General features: G+C 36.4%; 14 protein-coding genes. 8 read left to right on the top strand and 6 right to left on the bottom strand.

What is annotated here, in order from left to right; translation table 11 throughout:
- Positions 1-15: 15 nt before the first annotated feature.
- Together fadJ and fadI are read right to left on the bottom strand one after the other, a co-directional pair.
- Positions 16-2,241 (bottom strand): fatty acid oxidation complex subunit alpha FadJ, encoded by a 2,226-nt coding sequence (gene fadJ / locus ACE1OF_RS08475; RefSeq protein ID WP_448893862.1) that lies wholly within the window; start codon positions 2,239-2,241, stop codon positions 16-18.
- Positions 2,241-3,545 (bottom strand): acetyl-CoA C-acyltransferase FadI, encoded by a 1,305-nt coding sequence (gene fadI / locus ACE1OF_RS08470; RefSeq protein WP_448893861.1) that lies wholly within the window; start codon positions 3,543-3,545, stop codon positions 2,241-2,243. Before fadI ends, fadJ begins: the two co-directional genes overlap by 1 nt.
- 363 nt (positions 3,546-3,908) lie before the next feature.
- On the opposite strand from fadI, the gene ACE1OF_RS08465 reads away from it, so the two are divergent.
- From ACE1OF_RS08465 to ACE1OF_RS08430, 8 genes are all read left to right on the top strand, one after another.
- Complete coding sequence (locus ACE1OF_RS08465) at positions 3,909-4,874, top strand: AAA family ATPase (protein WP_448893860.1); 966 nt, start codon at positions 3,909-3,911, stop codon at positions 4,872-4,874.
- A 79-nt stretch (positions 4,875-4,953) separates the two neighbouring features.
- A complete protein-coding gene (locus ACE1OF_RS08460; protein WP_448893859.1) occupies positions 4,954-6,009 on the top strand; it encodes a DUF58 domain-containing protein in 1,056 nt (351 codons plus the stop codon).
- A complete protein-coding gene (locus tag ACE1OF_RS08455; protein WP_448893858.1) occupies positions 5,997-6,563 on the top strand; it encodes a DUF4381 domain-containing protein in 567 nt (188 codons plus the stop codon). Before ACE1OF_RS08460 ends, ACE1OF_RS08455 begins: the two co-directional genes overlap by 13 nt.
- A complete protein-coding gene (locus tag ACE1OF_RS08450; protein ID WP_448893857.1) occupies positions 6,560-7,549 on the top strand; it encodes a vWA domain-containing protein in 990 nt (329 codons plus the stop codon). Before ACE1OF_RS08455 ends, ACE1OF_RS08450 begins: the two co-directional genes overlap by 4 nt.
- Positions 7,550-7,569: 20 nt before the next feature.
- Entirely contained in the window at positions 7,570-9,609 is a 2,040-nt protein-coding gene (locus ACE1OF_RS08445; RefSeq protein WP_448893855.1) for a vWA domain-containing protein, read from the top strand.
- On the top strand, positions 9,603-11,348 hold the full coding sequence (locus ACE1OF_RS08440) for a BatD family protein (RefSeq protein WP_448893854.1): 1,746 nt from the start codon (positions 9,603-9,605) through the stop codon (positions 11,346-11,348). Before ACE1OF_RS08445 ends, ACE1OF_RS08440 begins: the two co-directional genes overlap by 7 nt.
- A gap of 57 nt (positions 11,349-11,405) precedes the next feature.
- Positions 11,406-11,924 (top strand): sigma-70 family RNA polymerase sigma factor, encoded by a 519-nt coding sequence (locus ACE1OF_RS08435; RefSeq protein WP_448893853.1) that lies wholly within the window; start codon positions 11,406-11,408, stop codon positions 11,922-11,924.
- Entirely contained in the window at positions 11,914-12,678 is a 765-nt protein-coding gene (locus tag ACE1OF_RS08430) for a DUF3379 family protein (RefSeq protein ID WP_448893852.1), read from the top strand. The genes ACE1OF_RS08435 and ACE1OF_RS08430 overlap by 11 nt, the downstream gene beginning before the upstream one ends.
- 299 nt (positions 12,679-12,977) lie before the next feature.
- Here the strand turns inward: ACE1OF_RS08430 and ACE1OF_RS08425 are convergent, their stop codons facing one another.
- From ACE1OF_RS08425 to putP, 4 genes are all read right to left on the bottom strand, one after another.
- Positions 12,978-13,919 (bottom strand): diguanylate cyclase, encoded by a 942-nt coding sequence (locus ACE1OF_RS08425; RefSeq protein WP_448893851.1) that lies wholly within the window; start codon positions 13,917-13,919, stop codon positions 12,978-12,980.
- Positions 13,920-14,036: 117 nt separating this feature from the next.
- Complete coding sequence (locus ACE1OF_RS08420; RefSeq protein ID WP_448893849.1) at positions 14,037-14,426, bottom strand: MerR family transcriptional regulator; 390 nt, start codon at positions 14,424-14,426, stop codon at positions 14,037-14,039.
- Positions 14,427-14,714: 288 nt separating this feature from the next.
- On the bottom strand, positions 14,715-16,274 hold the full coding sequence (locus ACE1OF_RS08415; RefSeq protein WP_448893848.1) for a protein adenylyltransferase SelO: 1,560 nt from the start codon (positions 16,272-16,274) through the stop codon (positions 14,715-14,717).
- Positions 16,275-16,343: 69 nt separating this feature from the next.
- A complete protein-coding gene (putP, locus tag ACE1OF_RS08410; protein ID WP_448893847.1) occupies positions 16,344-17,828 on the bottom strand; it encodes a sodium/proline symporter PutP in 1,485 nt (494 codons plus the stop codon).
- Positions 17,829-18,015 lie beyond the last annotated feature (187 nt).

Genomic DNA, 18,015 nt, shown 5'->3' with positions numbered 1-18,015 from the left:
AAACATATCTAGACATTAATAATACTTAGTGCCATTTTCAGCCATTGCAATCAACGCTTCACATGGAGTATAACGCTCACCATATTTATCAGCCCACACTCTTAATTGCGCAATTAACGCTTGAGCACCAATTTTATCAATATAACGCAATGGCCCACCTAAAAATGGTGGAAAACCAATACCAAATATAGCACCAATATCAGCATCGCGCGCATTACGCACTATACCTTCATCAACACAACGTGCCGCTTCATTAAGCATCATGTAAGTACAACGCTTTGCTATTTGGTCGTTAGACAAGCTTCCAAGGGGGGTCACGTTCAATAAAGTATAGATACTTTCATCAACTTGTTTTCCTTTTTGCTTAAAGCCTTTTTTCGCTTGCTTACCATACAAATAGAAACCTTTATTTGCTTTTTTGCCTAATCGCCCATCATCTAATAGTTTAGAAAAAGCAGCAGGTGCAGCAAAACGGTCGCCTAATTCTGCCTGTAAAATTGGCCCTATTTTAGCCCCAACATCAATACCTACTTCGTCCAACAATTGCATTGGCCCAACGGGAAAACCAAAATCAACCAAGGCTTTATCTACCTTATCAATAGGTTCACCTGCCAGTAATAACAAAGCGGCTTCATTCATATACGGTGCTAATATACGATTAACATAAAAACCTGCTTTATCTTTAACAACAATGGGGGTTTTGCCTTGCTTTTTAGCAAAAGCTACTGTTGTAGAAATGGTTTGATCTGAGGTTTTACCTGCCACAGAATCATGCGGAATAATTTCCACTAAAGGCATTTTATCAACGGGCGAAAAATAATGTAAACCTATCACATTTTCAGGACGCGCCGCTTTAGCCGCGATATTACCAATAGGTAGACTAGAGGTATTACTAGCAAAAATAGTTGACTCTTTTGTATTAGCTTCTACTTCAAGCACCATATTTTGTTTTAATTCTAGGTTTTCAAATACCGCTTCCACAACAATATCAACATTTTTAAAACCTGAATAATCTATACTTCCTGTAATCATCGACATTTGTTTTTGCATTTCACTATTGCGTATAAAACGACGTTTTACTTTCTTATTAAGTAAGTCATAACTGTATTTAAACGCATGGCTAATGCCTTGATGACTGATATCTTTTATACGCGCAGGAATGTTTGCTTTTGTTGCAGTAACAAAAGCAATACCACCGCCCATTAACCCACCACCAAGCACACCAGCTTTTACTATTTTTTCAGGTAAAACATCGGCTACGCCCTGCTCTTTTTTCATGTCTGTAGTGGCAAAGAAAAGATTACGTAGTTGGGCTGATTCAGGGCTCATTACCAGTTCAGCAAAATGTTCTGCTTCAATCTGATATCCCTTTGCAGGGTTCTGCTCCATGCCCGTTCTAACACAATCAATAATTTTAACTGGCGCAGGATAATTCCCTTTTGTTTTAGTTAACACGGATTTAGTTGCTTGCTTATAAATAATACCACGACCAACAGATGATTCTTCAAGGAAACGATTTATTAAGGAAGGTACCAATGATAATTTAGATTTACCTGACTGTTTAAAGTTACCCGACAATGCCATTTGTTCAGCAGTTTCAATTAAAATACTGTTAGGCACAACATCATTGACTAAACCTGCTTTTAACGCTTGGCTGGCTCGAAGTTGCTTACCTGTTAACATCATATCTAATGCTTTTTGAACACCAACCAGTTTGGGTAATCTTTGCGTACCACCACCACCAGGTAATAAACCTAACTGTACTTCAGGTAAACCTAATGCCGTTTTGGGGTTATCACTACAAACCCGTGCATGACATGCCATAGCTAACTCTAAACCGCCACCTAAACAAGCACCGTTTATAGCAGCAACAATAGGTACATTTAACTGTTCAAGCTGCGAAAAAAGCATTTGACCTTGACGAGTCATCGCCATGACAGCATCTTTTGTTTTACAATCGTTGATCATATTAATATCAGCGCCCGCAACAAAAGAATCTTTTTTACCACTGCACAACACCACACCCTTTATTGCCGTATCTGATTTAATTTCAGTTAAAACATCGGCAACTTGCTCAGCAAATTCAGCCTTAAGAGTGTTCATTGTGTCGCCTACAACATCCATCACTAAATGAGCAATGCCGTTTTTCTGTCTAACCAGTGTAAAAGTACCCTCTTTTTTGGTATTTGCTACAGTACTGCTTAACTCATCACCGTTTACTTCTTTTTTAATATCGTTCATTAATCTGTCTCCACAACCATTGCCGCACCTAAACCACCAGCCGCACAAGCCGTAGTTAAACCAACACCTCCGCCACGACGATTAAGTTCATTTAAGGTTTGTGTAATTAATCTTGCTCCCGTTGCCGCAAATGGATGACCATAAGCAATTGAACCACCCATTACATTAAATTTTGTCATATCTATTTCACCAATAGCTTTATCACGACCTAAATGCGTTTTTGCAAATTGCGCACTTTCAAACATTTTCATGTTAGCTAATGCTTGCGCAGCAAAAGCTTCATGCATTTCAATTAGATCTAAATCAGCTAATTCTAATCCTGCACGTTTCAGGGCAATTGGTGTAGCAAAACTAGGTCCCATTAATAAATCTTGCCAAACATCAATGGCTGCAAAACCATAACTACGAATATACCCTAAAGGCTTATAACCAAGTTCTTTTGCTCGGCCTTCTCGCATTAACAAAATAGCCGCTCCACCGTCAGTTAAAGCAGTACTTGTCGCTGCGGTAACCGTACCGTGCTTTCTATCAAAACAAGGGCGTAATTTTGCATAACCTGCTAATTCGGAATTTTCACGAATACAATTATCTTTACTGATAAAGCTATTATAGGGCTCGCTATGTGCCGTCATCACTTCACCATCAAGTTTTCCCTCTGCCCAACTTTTTGTTGCCAAAGTATGCGATCTATGTGCTAAAGCATCTTGATCTTCACGCGAAATACCATAGCTTTTAGCCATTTGTTCGGCCGTTTGCCCCATAGAGATACCAGTAGAATACTCAGCAACAGCAGGCGCAACAGGTAAAATGTCTTTCAACCCTAACTTTCTAATTAAAGCAATTTTTTGCCCTAAGGTTTTTGTTTTACTTAAATCTAGTAATGTACGTGCAAACTTTTTCGAAACACCAATAGGCGCAACTGAAGAAGAATCAGCTCCACCCGCAACGCCAACATCAACAAAACCAGCCATAATTGACTCAGCAATATTCACTGTTGATTGAAAGCTAGTAGCACAAGCTCTAGAAACACTATACGCATCAGTATGTAAGTTCATCCCTGTGCCTAGAACAATTTCACGAGCAATATTAGGCGCTTCTGGCATTTGAACTACTTGACCAAACACACATTGATCAATAATTTTCGGATCAACATCGTATTTTTGTAATAATTCATTAACTACCATTTTACCTAAATCAACAGCAGGTACACCATGAAAAGCAGTAGCTTGTTTTGCAAAAGGGGTTCTAAGCCCGGCAACGACAGCGATACGTTCGCCTGCCCGTGTGGTCATTTTTATCGTCATGTACGGTATTCTCCAATTAAAAGTGTTTACCCTATGCTCAAAACATTAAAGGTAAAAGCACAAGAGGTCAGACCTCTAGAATATTACCTTGATTCTAACTAACTATACAAAAATATCAATCCCTGTTTTTATTGTGTTTTTAACACAATATTATTTAAGCATAGCTTATTAGCTGAATTTCATACGAAAAAATTTGTTACAACTAAGTTAAACTCTGCTTGTTTTATTTACTATTGCCCTTATATATACTCATGTCACTTTAATAGACAAACACTATCTATTGCAGTATTTCAGATTCAACTTCTAGAATGCATTATATTAATGCACTTTCTTATACAAATTATAAACGTAAGATAAATAATTATGGCAATTGAACATTTTTCAGCATTAAAACAACATTTATCACAACAAATTATTGGTCAGCCTGCTTTTGTAGAAAACCTACTGATTGCATTATTAGCCAACGGTCATCTTATTGTAGAAGGTCCTCCAGGCTTAGCAAAAACTCGCGCTGTTAACGCGTTAGCAGATGGTCTTGAAGCTGATTTTCATCGTATTCAATTTACGCCTGACTTATTACCTGCTGATTTAACGGGAACTGATATTTATAGGCCAGAAGACGGCAGCTTCGTATTTCAAGCGGGACCATTATTTCAAAACCTAGTGCTAGCGGATGAAATTAACCGTGCGCCAGCTAAGGTTCAGTCAGCCTTACTAGAAGCTATGGCTGAAGGCCAGGTAACTGTGGGTAGAAAAACCTATCAATTACCTGAATTATTTTTAGTTATGGCAACTCAAAACCCTATTGAACAAGAAGGTACTTATCCATTACCAGAAGCACAATTAGACCGATTTTTAATGCATTTAGAAATTGATTACCCCGATGCAGCAAGTGAATTAGAAATACTAAAACTCAATCGCGGTGAAGCACTTAATAATTCAAATCAAGAAAAAACACAATTGCGAGTTTTAAGCCAGGCCGAAATATTTACTGCCCGTAAAGCAGTGCTTAATATTCATATGGCACCTACGCTTGAAACATATATGGTTGATTTAATTATGGCAACACGTCAACCAGAAAAATACGATGATAAACTAAAATCATGGTTGGCATTTGGTGCTAGTCCGCGTGCGACTATTGCCTTAGATAGATGCGCTCGTGCCCGCGCGTGGTTGCACAACCGAGACTTCGTAAGTCCTGAAGACATCCAAGCCGTTTTACATAATGTTTTAAGACACAGAATTATTCTTAGCTATCAGGCAGAAGCAGAAGGTATCACAGCAAATCACTTACTCGATCACCTATTAAGTTTAGTTGCTGTGGCCTAATGCCCTCAAATAAATCAGGAATTAATATAGTCGAGAGTTTAATCGACCAAGATAACAAATCTATTAAGTTAGTATAACAATGTGGTTTAAACAAAAAACAACTAATAACAAACAAAAGTTTTCTACCGACAGTTGTCAGAATCAACTTGCTAGTATTCAGAGCAATGGCGTCGATCTTGACATAAAGGAACTGCTTTATTACCAAAATAAAACAGCGTTAATTGATTTATCTGCACGTAAAAACATTCATGGTCAAATGTCGGGAAACTACTTATCTCGTAGCAAAGGCCGAGGAATGGAGTTTGATGAAGTACGTCATTACCAAACGGGTGACGATATTCGTGCGATTGATTGGCGCGTTACCGCAAGAACAGGTAAAACCCATACAAAGCTATTCCGTGAAGAATTAGAGCGCCCCGTACTTATTGCTACTGATTTAAGTGCCAGTATGCATTTTGGTAGTCAATTGTTATTTAAATCTGTTCAGGCTGCTCATTTAGCATCATTAGTCGCATGGCATGCCAAAAACCGTGGTGATCGTTTAGGTGGTATAGTGTTTAATCAGCATGAACACTTAGAATTAAAACCACGCAGCCGTAAAGAAGGGGTATTGCATTATTTACATGCATTAACGGCTATTCACCAATCTCAACATCAAGCACAATACGATACTACTAGCTCAATTAATGCTGATGATGAGCATAGTCATCATTATTTTAGTGATAATTGCGCTCGAATCAGACAAGTTGCTAAGCCTGGTGCTTTAGTGTATTTAATTACGGATGCACAAGCTTTAACAAAAGCATCTATCTCTTTTCAAAAAGATGTATTGCGCCATTTAACTCAATTAAGTCAACATTGTGAATTAGTTATTTGTTTAATTGATGATCCTTTAGAGCGCGAGTTACCAACAAGTAAAATTAAGCTAAATGTCACCTTAACTGACGGTAAAAATCGTCAGCAACTAACATTAGGCGATAAAAAAACAGCAAAGCAATACCAAGAACAAGCGCAAAAACTTAACGAAAGATGTTCAGAATTATTAACAAAAGTAGGTGCTCGTGTACTGCATTTCAGCGCGGGACAAACCTTAGAACAACAATTAAAATCTGGAGCACAATTTTGCAAAATGTAAACGCTCTACCTGCACAAACAATAGAGCTAAAAGATATCCATATTCCAGAGCAAATTTCAAGCTTTCCAATTGCCTACGGATGGTGGATATTAGCTGCCTTATTTATTGTATTAATAATCATAAGTATTATTAACATACGAAAACACATCAAGCGTAATGCGATTAAAAAACAAGCATTAAAAAAGTTAAAAAGCTCACCAGAGCAATCAATAAACAACACCATTGCATTGCTCAAATGGGCCGCAATGCATTATTTTTCGCGTATTGAAGTGGCAAAATTATTTGGTGATTCATTACAGCAATTTTTAATTTCAACATTGCCAATTAAATATCAAGAAAACTTCACTAAGTTAAGTAAAAAAGCTTTTTCAATGCAATATAAAACACCCATTTATGATACTAATGATACACATATAAGTGAACAATTATCTGAAGCAGCAAAAATTTGGCTAACCCACGCCCTGCCACCCAAACCACATAAAGTATCTGAATCAAAAACGGTAAATATACAAGCAACTACTAGTAGAAATGCCGTACAAGGAGCAAATACATGATCACATTTGCTTGGCCTTGGTTGCTATTATTACTACCATTACCACTATTCATTTATTGGTTACCTAAAAAAAACAATAATCAAACGAGTGCTGCTTTAATTATACCGCAGCTAATGGAAAATTCTTCTCATAAGGCAACTCACCAAGCGAATAAAAAAGCACCTTTGCTTATTTTATCTTTATGTTGGCTATTAACTATTTTAGCATTGAGCCAACCACAATGGTTAGGCGACGCTATAGACATTCCTACTGAAGGAAGAGAAATGATGATAGCCGTAGACTTATCAGGCAGTATGCAAATTGAAGACATGAGCCTAAATGGTCGCACGGTTAACCGCCTTGATATGCTTAAAGTAGTGTTAGGTGACTTTATTGAACGTCGTATTGGCGATAGATTAGGTTTAATACTCTTTGGTGATGATGCTTACATGCAAACACCCATGACTTTTGACAGAAAAAACGTAAAACAAATGCTAGATGAGAGTGTGCTAGGTTTAGTCGGTAGAAAAACAGCCATAGGAGACGCTATAGGTCTTGCGGTAAAACGTTTTGATGCCAAGCAAAAATCTAATAAAGTTTTAGTATTATTAACCGATGGACAAAATACAGCAGGTAAAATAAGCCCTGAACAAGCACTAGAGCTTGCTGTTGCCAAAAATATCACTATCTATTCTATAGGCATTGGCGCAGACGTTATGTTGCAAGAGTCTCTGTTTGGCACCCGCCGTGTTAATCCATCAAGTGAATTAGATGAGCGTACTTTAACTAAATTAGCACAGGCAACAGGTGGTAAGTACTTTCGCGCAAGAGACAGTGAAAGTATGAGTCAAATTTACCAATTACTCGACCAACTTGAGCCTATAGAACAAGAGCAACAACAAATGCGCCCTTTAACCGCATTATTTTATTGGCCTTTAGCAATGGCACTATTAATCAGCATGCTTTATTTTTTAGCGCTTAATTTACCCAGTTTTACTCGTAAATAACCTAGGTTTATAATACAGCAATGATCTCATACGATTTATTCATATCTAATTTTCACTTCGTCAGACCTTATTGGTTATTGGCTATTTTCGCTTTATTAGTAGTACTATGGCGACTACAAAAACACCGCTTTTATCAATCACCGTGGCAACAGTTTTTACCACAACACTTAAGTCAAGTTCTTGTTGAAGGCACTTCAAGTCCTCACGGTAATAAAAACTTATTTACAGCCAAAAATTTTTTATTAAAGCCTTTTATTATCGGTTTATTAAGTATTATTGCCCTTGCAGGCCCTGTTTGGGAAAAACTGCCACAACCAGTTTACCAAACAGAGCGTGGTTCAGTACTGATCATGGACATGTCATATTCAATGTTCGCAACTGACATAAAACCGAACAGACTCACACGTGCAAGATTTAAAGCCATTGACTTACTTAATAAAATTAATGAGGGCGACACTGGCTTAATTGCTTATGCGGGCGACGCTTTTGTTATTAGCCCTTTAACACAAGACGTTAAAAATATCGCATTATTGTTGCCTTCGCTAACACCTGAAATAATGCCTGTACCTGGTGCTAATCCCCTAGCTGCATTAACACTTGCCCATGAAATGTTACTTAACGCAGGACATCTAAATGGCGATATTTATTGGTTTACTGATGATGTTGATAATCAGGAAATAGACGATATTTATCAATGGTCATCTAAATATGGTCATCAACTGAATATATTGGGTGTAGGTAGCGAAAATGGCGCACCCATTACACTGCCAAGTGGAGAGTTATTCAAAGATAGTAGTGGTGCCATTGTTATACCTAGATTACCAAGTCAAAAACTTATGTCTTTAGCATCGCGTGGCAATGGTAATTATCAAACAATTAAAAACGATGATAGTGATATCAACAGTTTAATTATTAACGATAAAATACGAGAAAAAAATAAAAATGAAAGGCAACAAAATCAACAAACAGGCGATCAATGGCAAGAACAAGGTGCTTGGTTGTTAGTATTAGTGCTTCCCTTAATGTTAAGTTATTTTAGACGTGGCAGTACATTATTAATCGTTCCACTATCGTGTATACCTTTGCTATTTTTACTGTCTTTTTCCTTTGCAAGCCCCACAAGTTTTGCAGCAGAAAGTAATGAACAGTCAAGTTCAGCAACAGTAACACCATCACAAGAACTAAAACCTGATGGAACGTCTAGTCATTCTTGGAAAAAACAATGGCAAAACTTATGGCAAACAACCAACCAACAGGCACAAACACATTATAACCAAAAAAACTATCAAGAGGCCGCAGAGCAATTTGAAAACTCACAATGGCAAGGTAGCGCCCACTATAAAGCTGGTAATTATGAAGCGGCTTTAGAGGCCTTTAAACAAGGTGAAAAAGCTAATAGTTCCAATAGCTTATACAACCAAGGTAATGCATTAGCACAACTACAGCAATATGAGCAAGCTATTGAAAGTTATGAAAAAGCACTTAGTATCAACCCTGATCTACAAGATGCTAAAGACAACGTAGAAAAAATTAAACAACTTCAAAAAGAACAACAGCAACAACAACAGCAACAAGGCGATCAATCTCAAGAGTCTCAAGAGCAACAAAGTAAAGATAATCAACAACAAGATTCTCAAAACAGTCAACCGCAAGAAGAGCAAAATAAACAAGATAAAGAAAACCAACAACAATCAGATTCAGACTCAAATTCTGATAAAACAGAACAACAACAGCAAAATTCAAAAAGTGATTCTCAAAAAGATAACGAAGAACAAGGTAAATCAGAAAAGAGTAATAAAGAACAAAAGGCTAAAGAGAAAACAGAACAACAAGCACAGCAAGCTGCTGAACAGGAAGAAAAAAAGTCAGATCAAGGTGAAGAAAAAACAGCGGCGCAAATTGCCGCTGAACAACAAGCAAAAGAAACAGAACAAAAACATCAACAATTATTAAATAAAGTAACTGATGATCCTTATTTGTTACTACGCAATAAAATGCAATTAGAATATCAAAAGCGCAAACAAAATGGCACAAGTCAAGGAGTTAAGAAACAGTGGTAAAAATTATTAATAAAATATTGGCTTTACTTACCTTAACAGTAATTTTGACAACAACCTTAGTGACAAGCACCACTGCCTTTGCGCTGACAAATGTAACTGCGAGTGTTGACTCAAACCCAGTTATGAGTAATGAATCAATAGTATTAACCGTAATTGCTGATGACAGTGTAGACCGCGATGCACTTGATACATCACCACTACTCACTAATTTTATTGTGGCGCGTACCGAAGTTAGCTCACAAACAAGTATAGTCAATTTAAGTATGAGTAAAACAACTCAATGGCAAATTGTGTTAATGCCAAGATCAACAGGTAATTTAACTATTCCCTCATTAACCATTGACGGCCACCAATCTCAACCAATTAATATAAAAGTAATCGAGCAAGGAAGTACGGGTTCTACTCAACAACAAGACATTTTTATATCTACTGAATTATCATCTAATGATATTTATGTACAACAATTAGTCACCTTAACAATTAAGCTTCATATTGGCGTACAATTGCAACGAGGTAGTTTAAGCGAGCCTACTTTAGAAGGCGCGGTTATAGAACAAGTAGGTAAAGATATAGAGAATGATGGCATAGTAAATGGTAAGCGTTATCGAATTATTGAACGTACCTATGCAATTACACCAGAACAAAGTGGTGAATTCACATTAGTCACACCTATGTTTTCAGGTGATGTCATGGTGCAATCACAACGACGTTCTGGTTTTTTAAGTTTTGGAGAAACTAAACCCGTCAATGTTTTAGGTGAAAAACTATCTCTTAACGTACGTCCTATTCCTGATAGCTTTCCTGTAAATGCAAACAATCCATGGCTACCCAGTGAGTTATTAACTCTACATCAAGAATGGCAACCAGAACCGATTGAGTTTAAAGTAGGCGAACCGATCACTCGCACAATTCTTTTGACAGCCGAAGGACTCGGTAAAGCTCAGCTCCCCAATATTGTTATGGATGCCCCTGCAGGTTTAAAAATATACCCTGATCAAGCGGAGTTACATTCAAGCGTACCTAATAAACGCTTAATTAGCCAAAAAAGGCAAAATTTTGCTTTGGTAGCTAGCCAAGCCGGTGACTATATTTTACCCAAAATAACGATTGCTTGGTGGAATACTGTGACTAACAAGTACCAACAAGCCATATTACCAGAGCAAACCATTACTATTAAAGCGAATCCTGATGCACCAAAGCCATTAATAACTAACTCTGCACAACCCCGTTTAACCCAAACTAATGACATCAATACGACTCAGTTAGCACCCATTTCTCAACCTATTATTGAAAGAACTAACAATTTACAGTGGCTATTTTTAGCGTTATGGTTGCTTACTTGCATTGCATGGGCTTTACACGTAATAATGTTAAAGCGCTCAAGCAGTGCAAAATCAGGTACCAAAGCAACAAAAAAAGTAAATGACAACTATCTTGCTCTCATGGCAGCATGTAAACAAAATAATGCTGAAAAAGCGCTTAATTTAATTTTACCATGGCTTAACAATTCGTTATTACAAGCTAACAATAATGAAATAGCAACATTATCTGAAGCAATACAAGAATTAAATAATGAGGCATTTACCCAAGCGATTAATGATATTCAACACCATTTATTTGGGAAAAGAACAATAGAAAGTAATTGGAACGGTGAACATTTATTAAAGGCCATACAACAAATTAACTCATCAGGCATGTGTAGCCAAAACAAAACTCAATTCGTATTAAATCCAAATTAACCCTATAAAATGAAAATATTTGGAAATAAAAAATCAACTGTGCAGGTCTCTACTAATATGGCGACTAAACAAGTTAGATACGAAGCTCTAGTTAAGGCTCTGCACGGCGATTTATACCGATATGGTTATTGGTTAACTCACGATAAGCAAGTGGCCGAAGACTTAGTGCAAGAAACATTCTTAAGGGCATGGCGAGCGCTTGATTCATTACAAGATGAAAAGGCAGCAAAGTCATGGTTAATTACAATTTTACGACGAGAAAATGCAAGACGTTTTGAACGAAAACGTTTTGAGATGAGCGAATACGAAGAAGCAAGCATTTTGGATACACAATCCACTAGTGCTGAACAGAAAATAGATGATAATTGGCTTAGAGATAAAATAGCGAAATTACCGCCAGAATATTCTGAACCACTAGTATTACAAGTACTTGGCGGTTATAGCGGAGATGATATTGCCAACATGTTAAATTTAAATAAAAACACAGTAATGACACGTTTGTTTAGAGCGCGTCATCAATTAAAAGATGCATTAGAAAAAGAACCTGATAGAACGAGGCTTATCTATGAAAGATAATTCTATTAATGACAATGCAACCTCTGCAGCAACCAGTGCCATGGATGATTTACATTTTAGACGCAGTCTATTTGCAGATCCTACAACTCAAGACAAAGATGTTATTGAGGCACAAAAAAATGATCCTGCTAAAAAAAGATTAGCACAAGAACTTTGTCAGTTTGATGAACAAATCAAACAAGCAATGAAAATTCCTGTGCCCGACGACTTATGTAATAAATTACTATTACGTCAAACACTTGTAAGTCATCACCAAGAAAAACGTAAAACTCGAATTCATTTAGCTTTAGCAGCGTCTATTGCAATTATCGCTGGATTAGTCGTGAATTATTTACAATTTTCTTATAGCTATAGTAATTTAGGTGATTATGCCCTTGCCCATGTTTACCATGAACAAAATGCGTTTTCTAATGGTGATAACACCCGAGTTAGTTTAACCTCATTAAACAAAAAAATGACGACGTTTAACGGTAATTTTAACGAGTCAATGGGCGAGCTAATTGCTGCTGATTATTGTCGGTTTGATGGTATGAAAAGTCTACACTTAGTATTCAAAGGATTAACTGATGTTGTTACTGTTTTTGTTGTCCCTAAAGAAGACCACCTTACCTTTACTGATAAATTTAGTGATAACACATTGCAGGGAGAATCCCTCAGTTTTCAACATGCTAATATTATTGTCGTTTCAGATAAAAATGAATCATTAAGCAAATGGGAAAGCATTATTAAAAACAATATTACTTGGTTAATATAGTCTTAGTTAATTTATTATGTATCATCAAACTATCTAACCTGAACTCGGTTTAAGAGATAGTTAACAAATTGAAATACCAGTAAAAATTATTTTAATATATCTCTAGCTTGATAGTTTTTCTACTTTCGTCCCAAAGATTAGTAAGGCAAATTTCGCGTCAATAGCTGGTCTATTGCAAGTAAATTTAACGCAAAAATAATGAAAAATAGCTGCTAGAGAAACATTTGTTAAGCCGAGCTCAGGTTATCTAATACTATTCCCCCCCACAGACAGAATTAAAAGCACTGAGGGGGAATAAATTAAATAGTATTGCTATAACCCTTATTCACGGTAATCACACTACTAAACATACAAACTTTATTTCGCCCACTACTCTTTGCTTGATAAAGTGCCTTATCAGCCCGCGCATAGATTTGATCAAACTCAACATCCCCTGCTTCATAAGAAGACACACCTAGACTTAGCTTTGGCAATATTTCACCTGTCCAATCACCAGAAATTGATTGTTTATCCATATAAGCTCTAATTTTTTCAGCAATTACTCCAGCCAATTTCACATTGGTATAGGGTAGTAATACCAAATACTCTTCGCCCCCCACCCGCGCAAGTATATCTTCCTTACGCAATAAACCTTTGATGGCAGAAGCAACAAATTTAATGACTAAATCACCAACTGGATGCCCATACTTATCATTAATGTCTTTAAATAAATCTATATCTAACATAATCAAAGACAAAGATTTATTAAAACGTATAGAGTTTGATAGGTACTTATGACCTAAAGTAAACAAGAAACGGCGGTTAAATAAACCTGTTAACGGGTCAGTTGTTGCCTCCACTTCCAACTTTTTTTGTTGAAAATACATTTCAGTTATATCTGTCGATACGCAAAGTACCCCGACAATGAGCTTATTAACATTAAAAATAGGCTGTTTTGATGATAAAAATACTCGTTGCTCACCTGTACTTTTAATAATAACAACTTCTTTATCTTCAACGTAGTCGCCATAATCTAATACACAATTATCGCTATCTTGAAAAGTAGTATAATCAAATAGTTGCCTATCAATACAGCCAACTATTGAATCTAATTGAATCCCTACCAATGTTGCTAATTTTCTATTAGCATAAACATACTTTTTATTGCGATCTTTAATCGATACATAAGCGCCAAAACAATTTAAAACGAGTTGGCACAACTCTAGATCAACTTCAATTTTTTCTTTTTTTACAATTATCATAAGCGCCTACATTCGTATTAAATTTATGATAAATAGATTTATATTAGTACTTTTCAATAGCATTAATTACACTTATTACCCATACTCTATTTGCTATTACAGCAGCTAAATTTTAGCCTAACTATGCATGTTTTCTATAATTCCACAGTGTTTGTCATTGCAATCAGAATTGCAGTGGTCAATAATTTTCGTTAAATTATTTTCAATCGTTTGTAAATGCGATATTTCATTTCTAATCTCGTCTAACTTCGTAGACGCCAAATCATGAAACATCTTGCAACCATAGGATAAATCATCAAGTGTTCGGATTTCATTCGATGTAAAGCCTAAGCCTTTCGCATTAATAATAAATTTAAGTCGTGATATCGTACTTGCGGGGTATTGTCTAAATCCATTTAACGGTTTTTCAGGTTGAATAACCAACCCTTTTCGTTCGTAAAACCTGATGGTTTCAACACTTATTCCTACTGCATTGGCTAATTTACCAATTGTCATAGTTTTGCCCATATACATCCCTCTGGCTAATTAAAGTAAGTGAAGCTAACTCTTTTGAAATAAAGACAAATTACTTGTATATAATAGACTCCGTACCTATGTACCAAGTCAACAATTAAGTTAGAAAATATTGACTTATATGACAGAAAACAAGGTTATTATCATCAGGCCATCAAAACACAGCCGCAATGAGTGACAAATATCACATGACAGATATCAAGTTAACTAAATTATTTAGAGTCAGAGGGAAGCAAAAGCTTAAGAAAAACAGTAATTGGAAGAGAAAATGGCTAAGAGAAACTATGTTCCACAAAAAGTTTGATAATATTTATCATTATCTTTTGGGGTATCTTGATAGTTTTTTGTCGCTGCTATTTCTTGATAAGGAGAGCGTAAAACATGAAGAAACTCATTAACAAGCTCTGCAATCACATTTCTTTTATTCGCTGAGCTTTCATTACTTAGCGCGTTTAACGATGACTCACAACGCTCTAATATTGCTTCTACATGGTGATTGCGAGGAATAACCACGGGGTTATTCTTTACCATTAATGCTTCAGCCTCTTGTATAGATATTTTTAACGTTTTAAGTTGTGTCGACCATATATCATACCAATGATGCAGTGCGTTATGTAACATATCCTTTTGGTTGTGGTTTGATAATGATAATGTTAAAAAATAAAACGTTTGCGTATAATCTAAATTATTAGACTGCATTATTGCCAATAGCTCATCAATTAATGTTCTATCAGCAACCTTTATATCATTCATACCAAGTTTTGCTGCAAACATTGCATAATAAGCCTGCTCAAATTTGTCAGGGTATTGATGAATAATAAATTCCATTTTTTTCAATGCTTGTTGTTTATGTTTTAGATCAGCTGCATTATCACTGTGTTTAATTTCTTCACTGTCTTGAGATTCAGTTAATAACAGCAACAAGCAATCTGCTAACCTAGCCATATTCCACTGCCCTATTTTTCCTTGGCTACCAAAAGCATAACGCCCATATTCATCAATTGAACTAAAGACCGCTTTTTCATGATATAGCCCCATCATTGCACAAGGCCCAAAATCAATAGTTTCACCACAAATAGCAGTATTATCGGTATTCATCACGCCATGGATAAAGCCAATACGTAACCATTGAGTAATCAAGGTGATTTGTTTATCCATCACGCGCTCTAAAAAGCATAAAACGCGTTGCTCTTCTGACAAACTCTCATCATTATTTATTTCAGGAAAATGACGTTCTATGCTGTAATCAAGCAATTTTTTTAACGACAGTAAATCGCCACGGGCTGCGAAATATTGAAAACTACCTACACGAATATGGCTAGTAGCAACGCGGGTAACTACAGCGCCAGGTTTAGCCAAACCACGATTAATTAGTTCTCCCGTAGCCACAACAGCTAAACAACGTGATGTTGGTACACCAAGCGCATAAAGCGCTTCGCTCATTATATACTCGCGTAAAGCTGGCCCTAAGGCACACTTTCCATCACCTCGTCTAGAAAACGCTGTTTGACCAGAACCTTTTAGTTGAACATCTCGACGTATACCACTTTCATCAACCAACTCCCCCAACAAATGAGCACGGCCATCGCCTAAGTTAGGATTAAAATGACCAAACTGATGACCAGAATAAGCTAACGCAATAACATCTGCTCCCTCAGGCAATTGATTGCCTGAAAAATACTGAGATAATAACGTATCATCTTTTTGTAGTGCTGGTGCAATCAACAAACTATTGGCGAGTTCATTGTTCCATAACAGTAAATTAGCTGCAGGTACTTTTTGGGGTAATACACGCTGAAAAAAGTGTTCACCCAAAGCTATATAACTATTAGAAAATTTCAATGATTGATCCATTTTTTATGTTCATACCAAGTTGTACTCAACGACACCCGTTAACGATAAATCAAACGACTAATGATGTGTTAGCATTTCATCATGCTGCGCTAAAATAGCACTATCTTCTTGTGGTGACATATTACTAACAATAAAAATCACCAAAGAACACAGAATAAAACCTGGTACTATTTCATACATTACCGAGCTTAATGATTGACCATTAATAGTAAAAGGTAGGTATATCCATAATAACACAGTAACAGCACCGGTAATCATACCTGCCAAAGCAGCATTACGGGTCATTTTCTTCCAATACAAACTACCAATTATAACAGGCCCAAAAGCGGCACCAAACCCTGCCCAAGCATTACTCACTAGTGTTAAAATAGTACTATCGCGATCATAAGCAAAGTAAACAGCAACTAAAGCTACTATACAGACAGATATTCGACCCACTAACACTTGCTGTTTATCACTTGCTTCTTGGTGTAAAAAGGTTTTATAAAAATCTTCTGTTAAAGAGCTTGATGTCACAAGAAGTTGAGAAGAAATGGTACTCATAATTGCCGCTAGAATTGCTGCTAATAAAAAACCAGCGATCAGTGGACTAAATAAAATTTGCGATAACACAATAAAGATTGTTTCTGCATCATCCAACTGCATACCTGTTTTAGCAACATACGCAATACCAGCAAAACCTGTTGCCATAGCGCCTATAATAGCAACTATCATCCAACTCATACCAACTCGACAAGCTGTTGGCATATCTTTAACACTACGAATAGCCATAAATCGTACAATAATATGAGGTTGCCCAAAATACCCCAACCCCCATGCCATTGCTGACAGTATACCAATAAAGCTAACACCACTGAAAATATTAAGTAATTCAGGATTAATCTGACTAACAGTTGAGCTTACTTCATTGATCCCCCCCACTTCACTTATAGCAACAACAGGCACAAGTACCAAGGCAATAAACATAATACAACCTTGAACAAAATCAGTTAAGCTCACCGCTAAAAAACCACCAAAAAAAGTATAGGCCACTACGACTCCAGCAGTAACATATAAACCTAGTTCATAATTTAAACCAAAAGAACTTTCAAACAACTTACCACCAGCAACAATGCCGCTTGAAGTATAAAGTGTAAAAAACACAACAATAACAACAGAAGAAACAACTCTTAACATACGTGATTTATCATTAAAGCGGTTTTCAAAGAAATCTGGAAGGGTAATAGAATCGCTAGCAACCTCGGTGTAAGTTCTAAGACGCGGTGCAACAATGAGGTAATTAAAAAAGGCACCAATAACTAATCCTATAGCAATCCATAAACTGCTCACCCCTGTAATATACATAGCACCAGGTAACCCCATCAGCATCCAACCACTCATATCTGACGCACCAGCTGAAAGTGCAGCAACACTAGGACTTAAACTTCTTCCCCCAAGCATAAAGCCCGACACATCATCCGTTGATTTTTTATACGCATACAAACCAATACCTAACATGACAATAAAATACAATGCCAAAGAAACTAACGTTCCAAATTCCAAGTGATTCCCCTTAATTTATTATTATTCTAATTTAAATTACGATTTATAAAGTGCCCTGCTACGCTATCAAGAAAACAACCAAAAATAAACCTTAGTATTACAATCTTCGTATTAAAAAACATTAAAAAAATATTATTAAAACGTTACCCTTTTAAAAACAATAAATTTCCTCACAATCTTGCAACTT

The sequence above is a fragment of the Colwellia sp. E150_009 genome, from assembly GCF_053543955.1.
Note: the sequence above shows the minus strand (reverse complement) of the source record. Positions and strands in the feature narration are given on the sequence as shown.